Below are 19,926 nucleotides of genomic sequence, written 5' to 3'. Positions count from 1 at the left end.
CAGAAGGCCCGGGACGAGCCCGGGCCTTGCGAATTGCCCAGGCGCGCTTACGCGCTCGCCATGTCCGGGAAGACCGCCTCGATCTTGGTCTTCAGCGTCGCCGCGTTGAACGGCTTGACGATGTAGTTGTTCACGCCGGCCTTCTTGGCCGCGATCACGTTCTCGGTCTTCGATTCCGCCGTGATCATGATGAAAGGCGTGGTGGCGAGGTTCGGATCCGCGCGCACTTCGCGCAGCAGGTCGTAACCCGTCATCGGCTCCATGTTCCAGTCGGAGATCACGAGGCCGTACTTCTTGCCGCGCATCTTGTTCAGCGCCGCCGAACCGTCGCTGGCATCGTCGATGTTCTCGAAGCCAAGCTGCTTCAGCAGATTCCTGATGATACGGATCATGGTGCTGTAGTCATCCACCACCAGAACCGGCATCGACAAATCAACCGCCATCTCGACTCCCCCAACGCAAACCCAGGAATATTACGATTGGAGCCGCCAGGCCGGAGGCCCGTGCAGTTCCACGTTTCAAGGACTAGCACCAAGGCGTTAAACAGCGCGTTAACTGCCGCCGCCCCCGAAGAATTGAAATCGCGTTCAATGCCGCCGCCTCCCCCCGCTTGACTTCGCCGGGCGGGTCACGCCACGGTCCCGGCCGGTCCCGCCGGCTCGAGAATTTCCCCTGATGGCCCCGCATTTTACCGTTATCCGCGACACCACGCCGGATTCCGCGATCCCCCGGGGCGCCGTGGTCGCCATGGGCAATTTCGACGGGGTTCATCTCGGTCATCGCGCCGTGATCGCAGCGGCCCTGGAGATGGGCCGGGCGCATGGCCGCCCTGCGCTGGCGTTGACCTTCGAGCCGCATCCACGGCGGTTTTTCAGCCCCAACACCCCGCAATTCCGCCTGACGGACGAGCGGGCCAAGCTGCGGCTTCTGGCCGGGACCGGGCTCTCCGGCGCCGTGGTCATGACCTTCGACAAGGCGAGAGCCGGCACCAGCGCGCAAGATTTCATTCACCATGACCTGATCGGACGTCTCGGCGTCAGCGCAATCGCGGTCGGCTACGACTTCCATTTCGGCAAGGGACGGGTCGGCTCGCCGAGCCTGCTGGTCAACGAGGCGCCCCGGCTCGGCATCGAGGTCGACGTGCAGCCGCATGTCGATTTCGACGAACGGCCGGTTTCCTCCAGCGCCATCCGGATTGCGCTCGCCGAGGGCCAGCTTGACGAAGCCACCACCATGCTCGGCGCCCCCTGGTTCATCACCGGCGAGGTGATCCATGGCGAAAAGCGCGGCCGCGACCTCGGCTACCCCACCGCCAATATCCGCCTCGACGCCAATTGCGGCCTCAAGCACGGCATCTATGCGGTGCGGGTCGGCCGCGGCGCCGAGCGCCTGGACGGCGTGGCGAGCTTCGGCCGCCGCCCGACCTTTGACAATGGCGCCCCGCTGCTGGAAATCTTCCTGTTCGACTTCAAGGGCGACCTCTATGGGCAGGCGCTCGACTGCGCCTTCGTCGGCTTCATACGCGAGGAGCTGAAATTCGACAGCCTGGAGGCCCTGATCCGCCAGATGGACGACGATTCTACCCGCGCCCGCGCCGTGCTGGCGGCCGCGCCGGACGCATTTCCGCGACTGGGCGTCATCGATTGAGGCCGAAACCGGCCTGCCGGACCTTTGCTCTTCCTCCGCCCGGCTGCTATGGAGAGCCCCATGTTTGCGCGGCGCATCATAGGGATTAGCGGCCCGGCTTCCGCCTGAGCCTGAAGGCTCGGCGCAAGACCGGGATTTCGTCGTTTCACCCCGCGATTCCGCATCGCCATCCGTTTTCCCGCGCCCTTCCGAGCCAGTCAGCCTCATGTCCGAAAAGCCGCAAAAGTCCCAAAAGTCCGAAGTCAAAGACTATTCGAAAACCCTGTTCCTGCCGCAGACCGAATTCCCGATGCGCGCCGGCCTGCCGCAGCGCGAGCCGGAGATCCTGAAATACTGGAACGACATCGGCCTCTACGACAGGCTGCGCCAGGAAGCCGAGGGCCGCACCAAATTCGTGCTGCATGACGGCCCGCCCTACGCCAACGGCAACATCCATATCGGCCACGCGCTGAACAAGATTCTCAAGGACGTCGTGACCAAGAGCCAGCAGATGCTCGGCTTCGACTCCAACTACGTGCCCGGCTGGGACTGCCACGGCCTGCCGATCGAATGGAAGATCGAGGAGGAGAACTACCGCAAGAAGGGCAAGCAGAAGCCCGACTTCCGCGACTCCGCCGCGATGGTCGCGTTTCGAAAAGAGTGCCGCGCCTACGCGACGCACTGGATCAACGTGCAGCGCGAGGAATTCAAGCGCCTCGGCATCATCGGCGACTGGGATCATCCCTATCAGACGATGAGCTATCCAGCCGAAGCGCAGATCGCGCGCGAGCTGATGAAGTTCGCCGCGAACGGCACGCTCTATCGCGGCTCCAAGCCGGTGATGTGGAGCGTGGTCGAGAAGACCGCGCTTGCGGAAGCCGAGGTCGAGTACGAGGACTACACCTCCGACATGGTCTGGGTGAAATTCCCGGTCACCTCGCCAGCGCACGGCGCGCTCGCCTCCGCCAGCGTGGTGATCTGGACCACCACGCCGTGGACGCTGCCCGGCAACCGCGCAATCTCGTTCTCACCGAAGATCGCCTACGGCCTCTACAAGGTGACGGATGCGCCTGCGGACAATTGGGCGAAGACCGGTGATCTCCTGATCCTGGCCGATGCGCTGGCCGCAGAAGTGTTCAAGCAGGCCCGTGTCACGACCTATGAGAAGGTGCGCGAGTTGCCGGCGGACACGCTTGACGCGGTGGAATGCGCACATCCGCTGAAGGGCTTTAGCGGCGGCTACGAATTCACGGTGCCGCTGCTGCCGGGCGATCACGTCACCGACGATACCGGCACCGGCTTCGTGCACACCGCGCCCGGCCACGGCCGCGAGGACTTTGACGTCTGGATGGCGAATGCGCGCGAACTGGAAGCGCGCGGCATCAACACCACGATCCCCTACACCGTCGATGAGAACGGCGCTTTCACCGACCACGCGCCGGGTTTTGTCGGCAAACGCGTCATCAACGACAAGGGCGAGAAGGGCGATGCCAACGAGGCCGTGATCAAGGCGCTGATCGACGCCGGCAAGCTGCTGGCCCGCGGCCGCCTCAAGCACCAATATCCGCATTCCTGGCGCTCGAAGAAGCCGGTGATCTTCCGCAACACGCCGCAATGGTTCATCGCGATGGACAAGGACATCAGCGCGAACGGCCATGCGAAGAAGGGCGACACGCTGCGCGCCCGCGCGCTGCACGCGATCTCGGTCACACAATGGGTGCCGCCGTCGGGCGAGAACCGCATCAACGGCATGATCGCCAACCGTCCGGACTGGGTGATCTCGCGCCAGCGCGCCTGGGGCGTGCCGATCGCCGTGTTCGTGCGCGAGAAGAGCGACGGCTCGGCCGAGATCCTGCAGGACGAGATCGTCAACCAGCGCATCGCCGAGGCCTTCATGGAGGAAGGCGCCGACGCCTGGTACATGGACGGCGCCCGCGAGCGCTTCCTCGGCTCCCGCGCGAGCGAGGACTGGAAGAAGGTCGACGACATCTGCGACGTCTGGTTCGATTCCGGCTCCACGCACGCCTTCGTGCTCGAGGATCGCCAGAACTTCCCGCAGCTCGGCAACATCGTCCGCAAGGTCGACGGCGGCAGCGACACCGTGATGTATCTCGAAGGCAGCGACCAGCATCGCGGCTGGTTTCATTCCTCGCTGCTGGAAAGCGCCGGCACGCGCGGTCGCGCGCCCTACGACATCGTGCTCACCCACGGCTTCACGCTCGACGAGAACGGCCGCAAGATGTCGAAGTCGCTCGGCAACACGGTCGAGCCGCAGAAGGTGATCAAGGATTCGGGCGCGGACATTCTGCGCCTGTGGGTCTGCGCGACCGACTATGCCGACGACCAGCGCATCGGCCCCGAGATCCTGAAGAACACCATCGAGACCTATCGCAAGCTGCGCAACTCGATCCGCTGGATGCTTGGAACGCTGCATCACTTCAAGCCGAGCGAGAAGGTCGCCTATGCCGAGATGCCCGAGCTCGAGCGGCTGATGCTGCACGAACTGGCCGGCCATGCCGAGACCGTTCGCAACGCCTATGCCGCCTTCGACTACAAGACCGTGGTCGGAAGCCTCGCGGCCTTCATGAACTCGGAGCTGTCGGCGTTCTATTTCGATATCCGCAAGGACACGCTCTATTGCGATCCGCCGTCCTCGCCGGCGCGCAAGGCCGCGCTTACCACGATCGACCTGTTGTGCGACGCCATCCTGAAATGGCTCGCGCCGATTCTGAGCTTCACGACCGACGAAGCCTGGCGGATGTTCCGCCCCAACGCGGAGCCCTCGGTCCATTTGACTCTGTTCCCCGCCGATATCGAAAAGCTCCGCGACGACAAGCTCGCCGCGAAGTGGGAGACGATCCGCAACGTCCGCCGCGTCGTCACCGGCGCGCTCGAACTCGAACGCGCCGCCAAGAACATCGGCTCGTCGCTGGAGGCCTCGCCCGTGATCTATGTCGCCGACCGCGACATGCTGGCGACGCTGTTCGACACCGACCTCGCCGAGGTCTGCATCACCTCGAACTACGAGGTGCGCGAGGGCGAGGCGCCGGCTTCGGCGTTCCGTCTCGATGCGGTGCCAGGCGTTGCCGTCGTGGTCGAGAAGGCGGTCGGCACCAAATGCGCCCGCTCCTGGAAGATCTCGCAGACGGTCGGCGAAGACCCTGAGTATCCCGACGTCACCCCGCGCGACGCCCAGGCGCTGCGCGAATGGAAGGCGCTGGGGGTGGGGGTCTGATAGTCGTCCCGGCGAAAGCCAGGGCCCATCACCACCGCCGTCAAAGGTGAACAGAGATCGATGACCCCGAGTCTTTCAAACGATTACCGCCTGGGGTTATGGGTCCTGGCATTCGCCAGGACGATGGCGGAGTATGCCGCGGCGGCGTTGGGTCACGCACGATGACCCCCCTCCGCGCCGGCATCCTCTCGGCCATCGCCACGGTCATCCTCGACCAGGCCTCGAAACTCTGGCTGCTGAACGGGTTCGACCTCGCCCATCGCGGCGCGGTGCGGGTGACGCCGTTCTTCGACCTGGTGCTGGCCTGGAACATCGGCATCAGCTTCGGCTGGCTCCAGAACGACAGCCAGGCGGCGCAGCTCGCGCTGATGGCGGTCAAGGCCATCGCGGTGGTCGCGCTGGCGATCTGGATGGCCCGCTCCCACACCCTGCTTGCGACCGTCGCGCTCGGGCTGATCATCGGGGGTGCCATCGGCAACGGCATCGACCGCCTGGCCTATGGCGCGGTGGTCGATTTTGCCCTGTTTCATCTCGATATCGGCGGAAATACCTATAATTGGTACGTGTTTAACCTCGCGGACGTAGCCATCGTTGCTGGGGTGGCGGGGCTATTGTATGATTCCTTCCTGGGGGTACCCGCCGCAAAAGCGCCCTGATCCCGGCCGATACGGACCGGCAGGTGGAACCCGGCCTTTTGCGAGGGTTGGCCGCGCGCGAGCGGCAATCTGCCACAATATGGAACAGGTACAGTGATGCGCAGCTCGAAGACCAGCGGTTCGATGGTTCGAGACCCCAAATGGGGGTTCATGCGGGCATTGAAATTGTCCGCTGTCGCGCTCGGCATCGGTCTCGTCATGTCGGCAGGCCCGGTCCGCGCCGGTGACGACGGCGACGATGATGACGACATGACCTTCGAAGAGAAGCTCATCGACAATCTGATGTCCGGTATCGGCGCCAAGAGCATGGAGAAGAAAGGCATCGAGTACCGCGAGCGGTCGCCGCTGGTGGTGCCGCCCAAGCTCGACCTGCCGCCGCCCGCCGGCACCGAAGCCAAGAACGCGCCGAACTGGCCGAAGGACCCCGACGAGAAGCGCCGCAAGGAGGCCATCGCTCAGAGGAAAAAGGCCGTCAAGGCGACGGAGAACTGGCAGGCGGCCCAGCCGCTGACGCCCGCCGAGATGAGAGCCGGCACGGCAGCTGCCCCGGAGCGCACCAGCAACGATCCGATTCAGCCGGGCACCAACGGCAACCCGTCGCTCAGCCCCGCCCAGCTCGGTTTCTCCGGTGGCCTGTGGAACATGATGAAGGGCGGCAACAGCTCCGAGGAAAAGCAATTCACGAGCGAACCCCCGCGCCAGTCGCTGGTCGAGCCCCCGCCGGGCTATCAGACGCCGTCGCCGAACTACGCCTATGGCGCCGGTCCGGACAAGTCGCGGCGGACCTATTTCGACATCATGTCGGGCAAGGACAAGGAGCAATAGCCCCCTCGCCCGCCGCGACGTCCTGACGGTAGCGAACCTGGCGCCGGCGGCTCATGCGCGCCGGACGCGGTCAATAAATTGCCTATCAGTAACTTGCCTACGCGTTGAGTTCTCTGCTTCGTGACGCGAAGCCTCAGCCGCACGGTGTAGCATGCCGTGCCTCCGAGCCGGACATCCGGGCTCGGCCTTTCACCAGGGATCATGATGTCCGCAAACCGATCGGTTGCCTGCCTTTTTACCGCGCTGCTTTCGACGAGTGTCCTGACAGCCAACGCCGCCCTCGCCCAGACCACGGTGACATCGGCCCCGCCCGCCAGCTTCACGCTCAGCAACGGCCTCCAGGTCGTGGTGATCCCGGACCACCGCACGCCCGTGGTCACGGAGATGATCTGGTACAAGGTCGGCTCGGCCGACGAGACGCCGGGCAAGTCCGGGCTCGCGCACTTCCTCGAGCACCTGATGTTCAAGGGCACCGAGAAGCATCCGGTCGGCGAATTCTCGCAGACCGTGCTCCGTGTCGGCGGCAACGAGAACGCCTCGACCTCGGTCGACTACACCAACTACTACCAGCGCGTGCCGAAAGAGCAGCTGCCGACCATGATGGAGTTCGAGGCCGATCGCATGACCGGCCTGATCCTCAAGGACGAGAACGTGCTGCCCGAACGCGACGTCGTGCTCGAAGAGTACAACATGCGCGTCGCCAACAATCCGGACGCGCGGCTCAACGAGCAGATCATGGCCGCGCTCTATCTCAACCATCCCTACGGCCGGCCGGTGATCGGCTGGCATCAGGAGATCGAGAAGCTCGATCGCGAGGATGCGCTGGCCTTCTACCGCCGCTTCTACGCGCCGAACAACGCGATCCTGGTGATCGCCGGCGACGTCGAGGCCGCCGACATCCGCCCGCTGGTCGAGCGCAATTTCGCCTCCATCCCGGCCCAGCCCGCGATCCCGGCACGCCGCGTCCGTCCGCAGGAGCCGGACCCGGCGGCGCCGCGCACCGTCACGCTGTCCGACCCGCGCGTCGAGCAACCGAGCCTGCGTCGCTATTATCTCGTGCCCTCCGCCACGACGGCCGCGGCCGGCGAGAGTGCGGCCCTCGACGTGATGGCCCAGCTGATGGGCAGCGGCAGCAATTCCTATCTCTACCGCGCGCTCGTCGTCGACAAGCCGCTCGCGGTCTCCGCCAGCGCCAGCTATTCGAGCGTCTCGCTCGACCCGACCCAATTCGCGATCTCGGCCGCGCCGAAACCGGGCGTCGGCTTCGCCGAGGTCGAGCAGGTGATCGACGGCGTCATCGCCGACATCGCGCAGAACCCGATCCGCGCCGAAGACCTCGAGCGCGTGAAGACCCAGCTCATCGCGGAAGCGATCTACGCCCAGGACAATCAGGCCGTGCTGGCGCGCTGGTATGGCGGCGCGCTGACCACAGGCCTGTCGATCGAGGACATCAGGAGCTGGCCCGACCGCATTCGCGCGGTCACCGCCGAACAGGTTCGCGCTGTTGCGCAGAAATGGCTCGAGAAGAAGCGTTCGGTGACGGGCTATCTGATCAAGGACACCACCGCCACCAAGCGCGAGGAGAAGCGTTCGTGACCTATCCCTTCCTTCGCACGCGTCGTTTCGCGCTTGCCTTCGTCACCGGCGCTGCGCTTGCGCTCGCCGCGGTCCAGCCGTCGCAGGCCGCTGCAAAGATCCAGCGCCTGGTCTCGCCCGGCGGCATCGAGGCCTGGTTCGTGCAGGACGCCACCGTGCCGCTGATCGCCATGGAATATTCCTTTGCCGGCGGCTCGGCCCAGGACCCCAAGGACAAGTCGGGCGTTGCCAATCTCGTCGGTGATCTCCTCGACGAAGGCTCCGGCGATCTCGACTCCAAGACCTTCCACGAGCGGCTCGACCGCCGCGCCATCGAGCTTTCCTTTAGCGCCACCCGCGACACCTTCCGCGGCAGCCTGCGCATGCTGCGCGACAACAAGGACGAAGCCTTCGACCTGCTCAGGATGGCATTGACCTCGCCGCATTTCGACACCGCCGACGTCGAGCGCATCCGCTCGCAGGTGATCTCGGGCCTGCGCCGCGAGACCACCAACCCGACGTCGCTCGCGAGCCGCAAATTCCTGGAGGTCGCCTTCGGCGATCATCCCTACGGCCGGCAGACCAACGGCACGCTGGACAGCGTGCCGACCGTCACGGTTGCCGACATGAAGGACTATGTCGGCCGCGTGCTCGCCAAGGACGGGCTGAAAGTCGCAGTGGTCGGCGACGTCGATCCGGCGACCCTCGGCAAGCTGCTCGACCACACCTTCGGCAGCCTGCCCGCCAAGGCCAATCTCGTGCCGGTGCCCGACGTCGAGGCAGCCAAGCCGCCGCAGCGCGCCTTCGTGCCGCTCGACGTGCCGCAGACTGTCATCACCTTCGGCGGCCCCGGCGTGAAGCGCAGCGACCCGACCTTCATGGCGGCCTATGTCGTCAACCACATCCTCGGCGGCGGCGGACTGTCCTCGCGGCTCTATCGCGAGGTTCGCGAGAAGCGCGGGCTCGCCTATTCGGTGTTCGAATCCTTGCTCTGGATGGAGCACTCGGCGGTCTTCATCGGCAATACCGGCACCCGCGCCGACCGTGCCGGCGACACCATCGACGCCATCGAGAAGGAGGTGCGCCGCATCGCCGAGGAGGGCCCGACGCAGAAGGAGCTGGACGAGGCCAAGTCCTACCTCAAGGGCTCGCAGATGCTGGCGCTGGATACGTCCTCCAAGCTCGCGCAGGCGCTGCTGCAATACCAGCAGGACAAGCTGCCGATCGACTATATCGAGAAGCGCAACGCGATCGTCGACGCGGTGACGCTGGATGACGCCAAGGCGGCCGCCAAGCGCCTCTGGGGCCAGGGCCTCCTGACCGTCGTCGTCGGCCGCGCCCCGCAGGCCGCCGCGCAGCCGGCGGCAGCAGCGCCCAAGTCGAACTGAGGTCTTCCGTACGTTTTCTGAAATGGCCGGGCTCGCCCGGCCATTTGCGTTTCCACGATGCGCCATTGCCGAACGTGAACGTCCGGGATATGTCCGGACATCACGAATGGTGCCATCATGCTGCGGATATCCCGCGATCTCGTCATCGACGAGGACGACATCGAGATCGGCTTCGTCCGCGCCTCCGGCCCCGGCGGGCAGAACGTCAACAAGGTCGCGACCTCGGCCCAGCTGCGCTTCGACACGCGCAAGCTGACCCTGCCGGAGGATGCGACGATCCGGCTCGCCCGCATCGCCGGCCAGCGCATGACCAAGGACGGCGTGATCGTGATCCACGCCCAGCGCTTCCGCACCCAGGAACGCAACCGCCAGGACGCGATCGACCGGCTCGTCGAGATCCTGAGCGAGGCGATGATACGGCCGAAGCCACGGCGCGCGACACGGCCGACCTTTGGCTCCAAGCAGCGCCGGCTCGAAGGCAAGAAGCGTCGCAGCGACGTCAAGGCCGGACGCGGCCGGAGTTTCGACGATTGAATGGGCAAAGACCTCCGGCCGCCGAGCGGCCGGAGGTTTGCAGGTTCACGTTCCGGCGTCAGTAACGCTTGCCGGTGGCGGGGCTGCCCGAAGCGGAATCGTCGACCGTCCCCTTGTGCGCTGCGCTTCCCGTTGTGCCGACCGTGCCCTTCGTCCCCTTGGTCGACTTCATGCCCGTCTTCTCACCCGCAGCTCCCGGCTGCGTAGCGAGATCCTCATCTTCGCCGACTGACGCGCCCCCCTGCATGGGTTTGCTTTGCACGGTGCCGCCAGGCTTGATGCCAGATGACGTGCCTTGCGCGAAAACGGGCGTCGCAATGAGGGCCGCAAGAGCGCATGCGATTGCAGAAGTCTTCACCAACTTCATCCATTTCTCCTGGATTTTTCGCGATGAACGGGTCGGCTGCGTCCTGCGCCGCCCGCCTGCACCGGACCGGTTCATCGCATAGAGAGTTCGAGCGGCGCGATCGCGATGCAATCCGCCTCGTGTGGTCATCGTTTAGGGATTTCGAGGCGGTTTCGCGGAATTGTGCTCCGCATATGCGGCAGCGCGGAACACGCTCCCCGCGAGCATCTCCGCTTGCAGCGAAACAGCCCGCTACTACCACCGCATGTTTGGCGGCGCCACCCACTTTTCTTGGAACGTGAGTCGTGATTCAAGGTCGGGATGATACCCGAAGCAAGAGAAGTCCACCTTTCGAGGAAAGATCGCAAGGTGCTTGAGGCGTGCTGTCGCTCACCGGTGACGTTGCAGCGCGATTTGAAGCGGGCGCGGATAGTTCTGTTGGCGGCGGATGGGCGCAGCACCCGGTCGATCGCCAAGGAAGTTGGGGTCCAGCCGCGGATTGTCATGGCCTTGAAGGGCTGCAAGACAAGCCGCGGCCTGGCAAGCAGCCGATCTATACGAAGACGACCGACAAGCGGATTCTGAAGCTGCTGGATAAGCCGCCACCGCAAGGGTTTGCGCGCTGGACCGGCCCCCTGCTGGCCGAGGCGCTGGGCGATGTCGATGTCCAATATGTCTGGCGGTTCCTGCGCAGCCACAAGATTGACCTGGTGGCTCGCAAGTCCTGGTGCGAGAGCAACGACCCGAACTTTACGGCCAAAGCCGCCGATGTTGTCGGCCTCTATGTCGCGCCGCCGGCGAAGGCCATTGTGCTGTGCGTGGACGAGAAGCCCTCGATCCAGGCTTTGGAGCGAGCGCAGGGTTATCTGAAGTTGCCCAATGGCCGCGCCTTGACCGGCCAAAGCCACGATTACAAGCGGCATGGCACCACAACATTGTTTGCGGCGCTCGAAGTCGCCACCGGAAAGATCATCGCGACCCATTCAAAACGCCGGCGCCGCGTCGAGTTTCTCGATTTCATGAACAGCGTCACCGCGGCTTTTCCGAACCGCAAGCTTCACGTCATCCTCGACAACCTCAACACCCATAAAAAGAACGAGGACTGGCTCAAGGCCCACCCCAACGTGCAATTTCATTTCACGCCGACAAGTGCGTCATGGCTCAATCAGGTCGAAGTATGGTTTTCCATCTTGCAGGGGCAGTCGCTCAGCGGCACCTCCTTCACGAGCCTCAAGCAGCTTCAGGAACACATCGATGCCTACGTCAACGCATACAACGACAGAGCCGAGCCCTTCGTCTGGACCAAGAAAAAGGTCCGTCAACGCCGTTTCAAAGGCCGCCGTATCACTCAGCTCTGATTCCGGGTACTAGAGTTTGCGCACGCTGAACTTTACGTGGATGGGCGAGCTCTTGGCAATGCGCGCAGTCGTGCTGGGATTGTGCACCGCAGTGGTGCTGGTGGTGCGGGTTGCCGACGCGCAGATGCCCTTGCCGGCCGCAAAGCCGCCGGACGGCGCGACACTGTTCAAGCAGCAATGCGCGGTGTGTCACACTTTGAGCCTGTCGGAACCGATGCGGCAAGGTCCGCCGCTGGTCAAGATCGTGGGCCGGACCGCCGGCAAGGTGGAAGGCTTCCGCTATTCGGACGGCCTCGCCAAAGCCGACTTCGCCTGGGACGAGACCCGGCTCGATGCGTGGCTGACCAATCCGCAAGCCGTCATTCCCGGCGTGGTCATGGCCTACCGGCAGGGTAAGCCGGAGACGCGCACCGCCATCATCACCTACCTCAAGGAGCTGAACTGAATGGCCAAGCCCGTCCATTCCATGATCCGCGTGCTGAATGAGGCGCGCTCGCTCGATTTCTACCAGCGCGCCTTCGGCCTCGAAGTCACCGACCACCTGAAGTTCTCGGACTTCGCCCTGATCTATCTGCGTCACCCCTCCTCACCCTTCGAGGTGGAGCTGACGGTGAATTTCGATCGCAAGGAGCCGTACGCGCTCGGCGACGGCTACGGCCATCTCGCCGTGGTAGTCGACGATCTCGATGCCGAGCATGCCCGCTTCGAGCGCGAGAAGCTCGCACCGGGCCCCTTGCGCGACTTCAAGCACGACGGCAGGACGCTGGCGCGCTTCTTCTTCGTCAGTGATCCCGATGGCTACAAGATCGAGGTGATCCAGCGGGGCGGACGTTTCAACTGATCAACTCACAAAGATCCAAATCACAAAAATACGGAGGAATGCCATGAGAGAAGTCGATCGTCGAAGCAAGCACAGCCGCCGCGTCTTTCTCAAGGGCGCGGCGACCGCCGTGCCGGTCGTCGCTGTCGCGACCAGCGTCGCCGTCAGCATCGAGGACGCATGGGCCGATGATTCCAGCGCGTTGTCCCCGGCGACGATGAAGACGCTGCTGAAGGTCGCGCGCGACATCTATCCGCACGATATTCTCGGCGACAGCTACTACATCACCGCGATCAAGCCATGGGACGGCAAGGCGGCCAAGGACCCTGCCGTCAAGTCGCTGATCAGCGACGGCATCGCGCGGCTCGATCAGAACGCGCGGGATCGCCACAAGGTGGCTTACGCCGAAGTCCCCTGGGAAGCCGACCGCGTGGTGCTGCTGAAGGAGATCGAGCAGAGCGACTTCTTCCAGAAGGTGCGCGGCGACCTCATCGTCTCGCTCTACAACCAGAAAGAGGTCTGGCCGCGGTTCGGCTACGAGGGCTCCTCCGCCGAGCACGGCGGCTACATCAACCGCGGCTTCGCCGACATCGACTGGCTGCCGAAGGCTTAAATCGCCACCCAACGGTTCAGGAGAACGCATATGGCAAAATTCGATCTGAACGACTCCAGCGTTGTGGTGATCGTCGGCTCCGGTGCCGGCGGCGGCACGCTGGGCAACGAGCTCGCGCAGAAGGGCGTCAAGGTGGTCATTCTCGAAGCAGGGCCCCGCATCGAGAACCAGGACTTCATCAACGACGAGTGGAAGAGCTTTTCCCAGCTCGCCTGGACTGACGCCCGCACCACATCGGGGACGTGGCGCGTCGCCAAGGACTTTTCGGGCCTCCCCGCCTGGATCGTCAAGGCGGTCGGCGGCTCGACCGTGCATTGGGCCGGCGCCTCGCTGCGCTTTGACGAGCACGAGTTCAGGGTGAAGACCGCCTACGGCAATATTCCCGGCGCCAATTTGCTCGACTGGCCGGTGACGCTGGCGGAGATGGAGCCGTGGTACGCCAAGGCCGAGAACAAGATGGGCGTAACCCGCACCAACGGCATTCCCGGACTTCCCGGCAACAATAACTTCAAGGTGCTGGAGGCCGGCGCGAAGAAGCTCGGCTACAAGACCGTGCACACCGGCAACATGGCGATCAACAGCCAGCCGCGCGATGGCCGCGGCTCCTGCCAGCAGATCGGCTTCTGCTTCCAGGGCTGCAAGTCCGGCGCGAAATGGTCGACGCTCTACACCGAGATCCCCAAGGGTGAGGCCACCGGCAATCTCGAGGTGCGGCCGAGCAGCATGGCGGTCAAGATCGAGCATGACGCCGGCGGCAAGGTCACCGGTGTCGTCTACGCCGACGAGGCAGGCGCAATGCAACGCCAGAAGGCGCGCATCGTCGCGGTCGCCGGCAATTCGATCGAGAGCCCGCGGCTGCTGCTCAACAGCGCCTCGACCATGTTCCCGGATGGCCTCGCCAATTCGTCGGGACAGGTCGGCCGCAACTACATGCGGCACATGACCGGCAGCGTCTACGCCGTGTTCGAGAAGTCGGTGCACATGTATCGCGGCACCACCATGGCCGGCATCATTCGCGACGAGGCCGCCAACAATCCGAAGCGCGGCTTCGTCGGCGGCTATGAGATGGAGACGCTGTCGATCGGCCTGCCGTTCATGGCGGCCTTCCTTAATCCCGGTGCCTGGGGCCGTCCGTTCACGTCAGCGCTCGACGGTTATCCCAGGATGGCCGGCATGTGGCTGGTCGGCGAGGACATGCCGCAGGAGACCAACCGCATCACGCTCGACCCGGTCGTGAAGGACAAGTTCGGCCAGCCGGTCGCGAGCGTGCATTTCGACGACCATCCCAACGACGTCGCGATGCGCGCACACGCCTACAAGCAGGGCGCCGCGGTCTACGACGCCGTCGGCGCCACCGTGACCTATCCCACGCCGCCCTATCCGAGCACGCACAATCTCGGGACCAACCGGATGAGCGAGAAGCCGCGGGACGGCGTGGTCAACAAGTTCGGGCAGAGCCACGACGTCAAGAACCTGTTCGTCTCCGACGGCAGCCAATTCACCAGCGGCGCGGCCTGCAACCCGACCCTGACAATCGTCGCGCTCGCGATCCGGCAGGCGGATTACATCGCCGGCGCGATGCAGAAGAAGGAGATCTGAGGTCAGATAGGCAACCGCTCTCTCCCCCGTCATTGCGAGCGGAGCGAAGCAGTCCAGACTGCCGACGCCGAAAGATTCTGGATTGCTTCGTCGCAAGCGCTCCTCGCAATGATGATGTGGAGGCAGTTGCGAAGCCCGGATGGAATCTCGTAGCCCGGATGGAGCGAAGCGTAATCCGGGGCGCGGACGGATGACCAGAACCCGGATTGCGCTGCGCTCCATCCGGGCTACGCACTTTTGTTGGGACAGCTATTCGGCCGCATCGAGGATCGGCGCCACCGTGGCCTTGAACTCCTGCACCGTCGCCATGTTCCTCGACCGGTAGATCAACATGAGCAGCGCAGCAGCGAGGCGAAATTGTTGACCTCGCCGTGATGGTCGAGCACCTCGTTGTAGAGCGTGGTCAGGAACTTCCCGAGGCTCATGTTCTCCCTGGCCGCGATCTCCTCCAACGTGTCCCAGAACGCCATTTCCAGCCGGATCGAGGTGCAGTGGCCATCGATCCGCAAGGAGCGGGTCTGGGATTCGTAGTCGCGTTGGGGCTGGTGCGCGAAGAGATGGCACATGGCGTCCTCCCGTCCTGTTGCCGTTTTTTCACGATGCTACACCGCGGCCCGGCACCCCACAATCAGGACTGCAGCCGGAGATCGGTCCGTCCCGCCTGCGCGATTTTCTCGAACGTCCAATGTCTTCAATGTGATAGACATCCCTCTTCCCCAGCCCGCCACGTTCCTGTTGCTCAACACATGCTTTTGACGCAACACGGCTTAAGATAACGCCGTTCGCGAATCCAAGACCCGAGCCCATGCCCGTCCGCCAATTGCCAGAGCAAGTCGTCAACCGCATCGCCGCCGGCGAGGTGGTCGAACGGCCCGCGAGCGTGGTCAAGGAACTGGTCGAGAACGCGATCGATGCCGGCGCGAGCCGGATCGACGTCTTCACCGACGGCGGCGGCCGGCGGCGGATCGGCATCACCGACGACGGCAGCGGGATGACGGCGAAGGACCTCGCGCTCGCGGTGGAGCGCCACGCCACCTCCAAGCTCGACGACGAGGACCTGCTCCAGATCCGCACGCTCGGGTTCCGCGGCGAGGCCCTGCCCTCGATTGGCTCGGTGGCGCGTCTGTCGATCACCACGCGCCATGCCGGCGAGCCGCACGCCTGGGCACTCACCGTCGAGGGCGGCGAGAAATCGGAAATCATGCCGGCGGCGCTGGCCCACGGCACGCGCGTCGAGGTCAACGACCTCTTCTACGCAACGCCGGCGCGGCTGAAGTTCTTGAAGACCGACCGCACCGAGGCCGAGGCGATCCGCGAGGTGGTGCGGCGGCTCGCAATGGCGCGACCGGACGTCGCCTTCACGCTTGCGGGCGAAGAGCGCGCGCCCGTGACCTGGGCCGCGGCGCTACCCGGCGCCGCCGGACGGCTGACGCGGCTCGGCGACATCCTCGGCGCGGAGTTTCGCAGCCACGCCATCGAGGTCCATGCCGAACGCGAGGGCATCGTCGTTTCCGGCTATGCCGCAGCCCCCGCGCTGACGAAAGCCAATGCGCTCGGGCAGTATCTCTTCGTCAACGGCCGCCCGGTGCGCGACAAGCTGATCCTCGGCGCCGTGCGCGCGGCCTATTCCGACTATCTGCCGCGTGACCGCCACCCCGTGCTGGCGCTGTTCGTCACGCTGGATCCGCGCGAGGTCGACGCCAACGTGCATCCGGCCAAGACCGAGGTCCGCTTCCGCAACGCAGGCCTCGTGCGCGCGCTGATCGTCCATGGATTGAAGGAGGCGCTCGCGCGCGAGGGCCGCCGCACCGCCGCCAACAGCGGCGAGAGCGCATTGTCCTCGTTCCGGCCCGCCTTCACGCAGCGCCCGGCGAGCTGGGACTGGCGGGCCTCGCCATCCGCGCCGGTCGCACCGATGCCGTCATTCGATGGCGCGGCCGCGCCCGCCTTCGCGGAGCGCGCGCAGGCGGCGTTCGACGTCGGCGCGCCCAGTGCAGACGTGCGGTTCGAGACGCAGCCCGTCAGCGACCTCGTCGACCGCCCGCTCGGCGCGGCGCGCACGCAGATCCACGAGACCTACATCGTCTCGCAGACCCGCGACGGCGTGATCATCGTCGATCAGCATGCCGCGCATGAGCGCATCGTCTATGAGCGGCTGAAGGCCTCGCTCGCCGCCAACGGCGTGCAGCGGCAGATCCTCCTGATCCCCGAGATCGTCGAGATGGACGAGGCTACGGTGGAGCGCCTGCTCGAGCGCAGCGACGAGCTGGCCTCGTTCGGGCTTGCGATCGACTCCTTTGGCCCGGGCGCGGTCGCCGTGCGCGAGACGCCGTCGCTGCTCGGCAAGACCAATGCGGGCGGGCTCTTGCGCGACCTCTCAGAGCATATGGCCGAATGGGACGAAGCGCTGCCGCTCGAGCGCCGCCTGATGCACGTCGCCGCCACCATGGCCTGCCACAGCTCGGTGCGCGCCGGCCGCAGGCTGCGGCCCGAGGAGATGAACGCCCTGCTGCGCGAGATGGAGGAGACGCCGAACTCCGGCCAGTGCAATCACGGCCGGCCGACCTATGTCGAGCTGAAGCTGAGCGACGTGGAGAAGCTGTTCGGGCGGAGGTAATTTAAGCGTTGCGCTTCAAAAACACGAACTCCGTGTCGTCATAGGCGCGCCGCTCCAGCTCCTCGAAACCTTCAGGCGCCGTAAACTGCGCGGCCTTGGCCTCTTCCACCACCAGCAGCGCGCCCGGTGTCAGCCAGCCGCCGTCGCGCAAGCTCACAAGCGCCTTCTCCGCAAGTCCCCTGCCATAGGGCGGATCGAGGAACACCAGCGAGAACGGCTCGACGGGATGCGCCGGGCCGAGATCGGTCGCATCGCGGCGATAGACTTTTGTCACCCCGCCGAGGCCGAGCGATTCTACATTGTTGCGCAACAACGCCCGCGCCTCCGCACCGTTGTCGACGAACAGCACGAACTTCGCGCCGCGCGAAGACGCCTCGATGCCGAGCGCGCCGGTGCCGGCGAAGAGATCGAGCACGCGCGCGTCCTCGATCGGATCCTCATAGGCGTGCACGAGGATGTTGAACACGGACTCGCGCAGGCGGTCCGCCGTTGGGCGGATGTCGCGCGAGGACGGTGAGGCGAGATTACGCCCCTTCAAGCGACCGCCGACGACGCGCAACTAGTCCTCCCGCGGCGTCAGATCGCGCTTGCCGTGATAGCCGCGCTTGGGACGGCGCGGCGGGCCGTAGCCGCTCGCCTCCGCCTCGTTGCGCTCGCGCGCCTCCTCGCTGCCGGTGCGCTGCACCAGTACGCGGCGGCCCTTGCGGTCGTTGATCACCGCGCGCTTGCTGGCGGGCTTCTTCTCGCGCGGCGCGCCGTCGTCGGTCGAAGCGGCCTTCTGCGGCACGTCGAACTGCGCACCCGACTTCTCGATCACCTTGTCGCCGAGCTGCTCGCGCAGCACGCGCGACTTGATCTCCTCGACCTGGCCTTCGGGAACCTCGCCGAGCTGGAACGGGCCGTAGGACACGCGGATCAGCCGGTTCACCTCGAGCCCGAGATGGGCGCAGACGTTGCGCACCTCGCGGTTCTTGCCTTCACGGATCGCGAACACCAGCCAGACATTGGCGCCCTGGTCGCGCTCGAGTGTCGCATCGATCGGGCCGTATTTGACGCCCTCGACCTCGATGCCAGCCTTGAGCTCGTCGAGCTGGGCCTGGGTGACGTCGCCATGGGCGCGGACGCGGTAGCGGCGCAGCCAGCCGGTGTCCGGCAGCTCGAGCGTGCGCGCGAGGCCGCCGTCATTGGTGAGCAACAACAGGCCTTCGGTGTTGAAGTCGAGCCGGCCGACGCTGATCAGGCGCGGCAGACCTTCGGGCAGATTGTCGAACACGGTCGGACGACCCTCGGGATCGTCATGCGTGGTCATGAGGCCGCGCGGCTTGTGATAGAGGAACAGCCGCGTGCGCTCGCGCGGCGGCAACGGCTTGCCGTCGACAGTGACGACGTCGTTCGGTGTGATGTCGAGCGCCGGCGAATTGATGACGCGGCCGTTGACGGCGACGCGGCCCTGCGTGACCATCTCCTCGGCGTCGCGGCGCGAGGCAAGCCCCGCGCGCGCCAGCGCCTTGGCGATGCGCTCGCCGGCCTTCTTCGGCTTCGGCGCTTCTTCGCGGCGCGGCCGCCCCTCGAAATCCCGATCGCGCTCGCGATAGGCGCCGCGGCCGCCGAAGGCCGGGCGCTTCTCGAAGATCCGGCTCTCGTCCTCGTTTTCGCGGCGCGGACGATCACCGAACCGGCCTTCGCTGCGCGGATGCTCGTGCCAGTCGGAGCGGCCTTCCGAGCGCTCGCGCGGGCGATTGAATTTCGGGCGGTCGCCGCCGCGCTCGCCATCGCCGTCACGACGGGGACGATCGAATTTTGGACGATCATCGCGCGGGCGATCGAACTTGGGACGATCAAACTTGGGACGGTCGAATTTGGGCCGCTCGCGGAACGGACGATCGCTCGACGGACGATCGTCGCGCGAACGCGAGAACCGGGGACGGTCGTCGCCGCCTTCGCGCTTCTGCCAGGGCTTGTCTTCGCTGCGATCGCGGCCGCCAAAATCCTTGCGCGGACCCTTGCTGAAATCCTTACGCGGCGGCCGGTCGCCGCGCGGACCCGCATCGCGCTTCTGCCACGGCTTTGAATCGCTGCGCTCGCCACGATCGCGCGGGCGGTCGCTGCGGTCGGGTGTGCCGCGCGAGAATTTCCGCTCGCCGTCGAACTTGCGCTCCGGACGGTCGCCACGCGGCGCGTAGGGTTTCTTGTCGCCGAACTTCCTGTCACCGGTCCGGCCGGCGGGGCGGGAGTCGTCGCGATCCCGGCTGCGCGGCGGACGGTCGTCACGGCCATAGGACGGGCGATCGCCGCGCGGCTTGAACGGCCGCTTCTCGCCGTCGCGCGCGCCGCGATCCGAAAACGGGCGGTCGCCACGCGGCTTGAAGCTGCGCTCACCGCGCTCCTCACCACCGCGGTCGTCGCGCTTGAAGCGCGGGCGGTCGCCGAAATCGCGGCGCGGGGCATCGCCCTCCTCGCGGCGGCGGAACGGACGGCCCTCCCGGTCGCCGCGGGGCGGGCGGCTGTCGCCCTTGCCCTCAAAGCCGCGCTTGGCGAACTTCTTCTCGGGGCCGCGCGCCTTGCCGGAACGGCCCTTGGCCGGGCCTCGATCACGCCGGCCGCGGGAATCGTTGTCTTTGTCGCTGTCGCGAGGCATGAATAATCTCACTCAGGGGGTGGCCAGAGGGCAGTGTGCGCGCTCGTTCCGAGCCGCATGCTCAGGCAAAACCGGTATTCACTCTTGCTGAAGGCG

General features: G+C 65.6%; 16 protein-coding genes and 2 pseudogenes. 13 read left to right on the top strand and 5 right to left on the bottom strand.

Features of this window, described 5'->3' with window-relative positions; all coding sequences use genetic code 11:
• Positions 1–47 precede the first annotated feature (47 nt).
• Positions 48–443: a response regulator gene (locus tag ACFLEY_RS06670; protein ID WP_008567674.1), complete on the bottom strand. Its 396-nt coding sequence runs from the start codon at positions 441–443 to the stop codon at positions 48–50.
• A 232-nt stretch (positions 444–675) separates the two neighbouring features.
• Here ACFLEY_RS06670 and ACFLEY_RS06665 point away from each other — a divergent pair, with 232 nt between their 5' ends.
• The 7 genes from ACFLEY_RS06665 to arfB all read left to right on the top strand — a co-directional run bounded on the left by ACFLEY_RS06665 (position 676) and on the right by arfB (position 9,839).
• Positions 676–1,647, top strand: a complete 972-nt coding sequence (locus ACFLEY_RS06665; protein ID WP_060910441.1) for a bifunctional riboflavin kinase/FAD synthetase — start codon at positions 676–678, stop codon at positions 1,645–1,647.
• Between the two features lie 205 nt (positions 1,648–1,852).
• Positions 1,853–4,861 carry an isoleucine--tRNA ligase gene (gene ileS / locus ACFLEY_RS06660; protein ID WP_060910440.1) on the top strand — a complete coding sequence of 1,003 codons (3,009 nt, stop codon included), beginning with the start codon at positions 1,853–1,855 and terminating at the stop codon, positions 4,859–4,861.
• 161 nt (positions 4,862–5,022) lie between these two features.
• Positions 5,023–5,517, top strand: coding sequence for a signal peptidase II (gene lspA / locus ACFLEY_RS06655; RefSeq protein WP_060910439.1), 495 nt, complete (start codon positions 5,023–5,025; stop codon positions 5,515–5,517).
• A gap of 96 nt (positions 5,518–5,613) precedes the next feature.
• Positions 5,614–6,342, top strand: a complete 729-nt coding sequence (locus ACFLEY_RS06650) for a hypothetical protein (protein WP_028174653.1) — start codon at positions 5,614–5,616, stop codon at positions 6,340–6,342.
• Positions 6,343–6,546: 204 nt separating this feature from the next.
• A complete protein-coding gene (locus ACFLEY_RS06645) occupies positions 6,547–7,938 on the top strand; it encodes a pitrilysin family protein (protein ID WP_060912902.1) in 1,392 nt (463 codons plus the stop codon).
• A complete protein-coding gene (locus tag ACFLEY_RS06640) occupies positions 7,935–9,305 on the top strand; it encodes a pitrilysin family protein (RefSeq protein WP_028174651.1) in 1,371 nt (456 codons plus the stop codon). Before ACFLEY_RS06645 ends, ACFLEY_RS06640 begins: the two co-directional genes overlap by 4 nt.
• Before the next feature lie 117 nt (positions 9,306–9,422).
• Entirely contained in the window at positions 9,423–9,839 is a 417-nt protein-coding gene (gene arfB / locus ACFLEY_RS06635; protein ID WP_011090218.1) for an alternative ribosome rescue aminoacyl-tRNA hydrolase ArfB, read from the top strand.
• Positions 9,840–9,897: 58 nt separating this feature from the next.
• On the opposite strand, the gene ACFLEY_RS06630 is transcribed toward arfB, so the two are convergent.
• Positions 9,898–10,206: a hypothetical protein gene (locus tag ACFLEY_RS06630; RefSeq protein ID WP_028174649.1), complete on the bottom strand. Its 309-nt coding sequence runs from the start codon at positions 10,204–10,206 to the stop codon at positions 9,898–9,900.
• A 300-nt stretch (positions 10,207–10,506) separates the two neighbouring features.
• On the opposite strand from ACFLEY_RS06630, the pseudogene ACFLEY_RS06625 reads away from it, so the two are divergent.
• The 5 genes and pseudogenes from ACFLEY_RS06625 (at position 10,507) to ACFLEY_RS06605 (ending at position 14,575) form a co-directional block, all read left to right on the top strand.
• A pseudogene (locus tag ACFLEY_RS06625) lies at positions 10,507–11,543 on the top strand (IS630 family transposase).
• Between the two features lie 58 nt (positions 11,544–11,601).
• The gene (locus tag ACFLEY_RS06620; RefSeq protein WP_171901324.1) at positions 11,602–11,988 is read left to right on the top strand and encodes a cytochrome c family protein; all 387 of its coding nucleotides are present in this window, start codon (positions 11,602–11,604) and stop codon (positions 11,986–11,988) included.
• The gene (locus ACFLEY_RS06615) at positions 11,989–12,384 is read left to right on the top strand and encodes a VOC family protein (RefSeq protein ID WP_028174647.1); all 396 of its coding nucleotides are present in this window, start codon (positions 11,989–11,991) and stop codon (positions 12,382–12,384) included.
• Positions 12,385–12,427: 43 nt separating this feature from the next.
• Complete coding sequence (locus ACFLEY_RS06610; protein ID WP_060910436.1) at positions 12,428–12,976, top strand: Twin-arginine translocation pathway signal; 549 nt, start codon at positions 12,428–12,430, stop codon at positions 12,974–12,976.
• 30 nt (positions 12,977–13,006) lie between these two features.
• On the top strand, positions 13,007–14,575 hold the full coding sequence (locus ACFLEY_RS06605) for a GMC family oxidoreductase (RefSeq protein ID WP_060910435.1): 1,569 nt from the start codon (positions 13,007–13,009) through the stop codon (positions 14,573–14,575).
• A gap of 249 nt (positions 14,576–14,824) precedes the next feature.
• Here ACFLEY_RS06605 and ACFLEY_RS06600 read toward each other — a convergent pair.
• A pseudogene (locus ACFLEY_RS06600) lies at positions 14,825–15,141 on the bottom strand (ribbon-helix-helix domain-containing protein).
• Between the two features lie 239 nt (positions 15,142–15,380).
• On the opposite strand from ACFLEY_RS06600, the gene mutL reads away from it, so the two are divergent.
• Positions 15,381–17,192 carry a DNA mismatch repair endonuclease MutL gene (mutL, locus tag ACFLEY_RS06595; protein ID WP_060910433.1) on the top strand — a complete coding sequence of 604 codons (1,812 nt, stop codon included), beginning with the start codon at positions 15,381–15,383 and terminating at the stop codon, positions 17,190–17,192.
• Between the two features lies 1 nt (position 17,193).
• On the opposite strand, the gene rsmD is transcribed toward mutL, so the two are convergent.
• Positions 17,194–17,751 carry a 16S rRNA (guanine(966)-N(2))-methyltransferase RsmD gene (rsmD, locus tag ACFLEY_RS06590; RefSeq protein ID WP_060910432.1) on the bottom strand — a complete coding sequence of 186 codons (558 nt, stop codon included), beginning with the start codon at positions 17,749–17,751 and terminating at the stop codon, positions 17,194–17,196.
• Entirely contained in the window at positions 17,752–19,830 is a 2,079-nt protein-coding gene (locus ACFLEY_RS06585; protein ID WP_060910431.1) for a pseudouridine synthase, read from the bottom strand.
• Between the last annotated feature and the right edge of the window lie 96 nt (positions 19,831–19,926).

Origin of the sequence: Bradyrhizobium sp. YCK136 (genome assembly GCF_044570075.1) — a bacterium.
Taxonomy (GTDB): Bacteria; Pseudomonadota; Alphaproteobacteria; order Rhizobiales; family Xanthobacteraceae; genus Bradyrhizobium; species Bradyrhizobium diazoefficiens.
The sequence above is the reverse complement of the archived record's forward strand: the minus strand, read 5'-3'. Positions and strand labels throughout refer to the sequence as shown.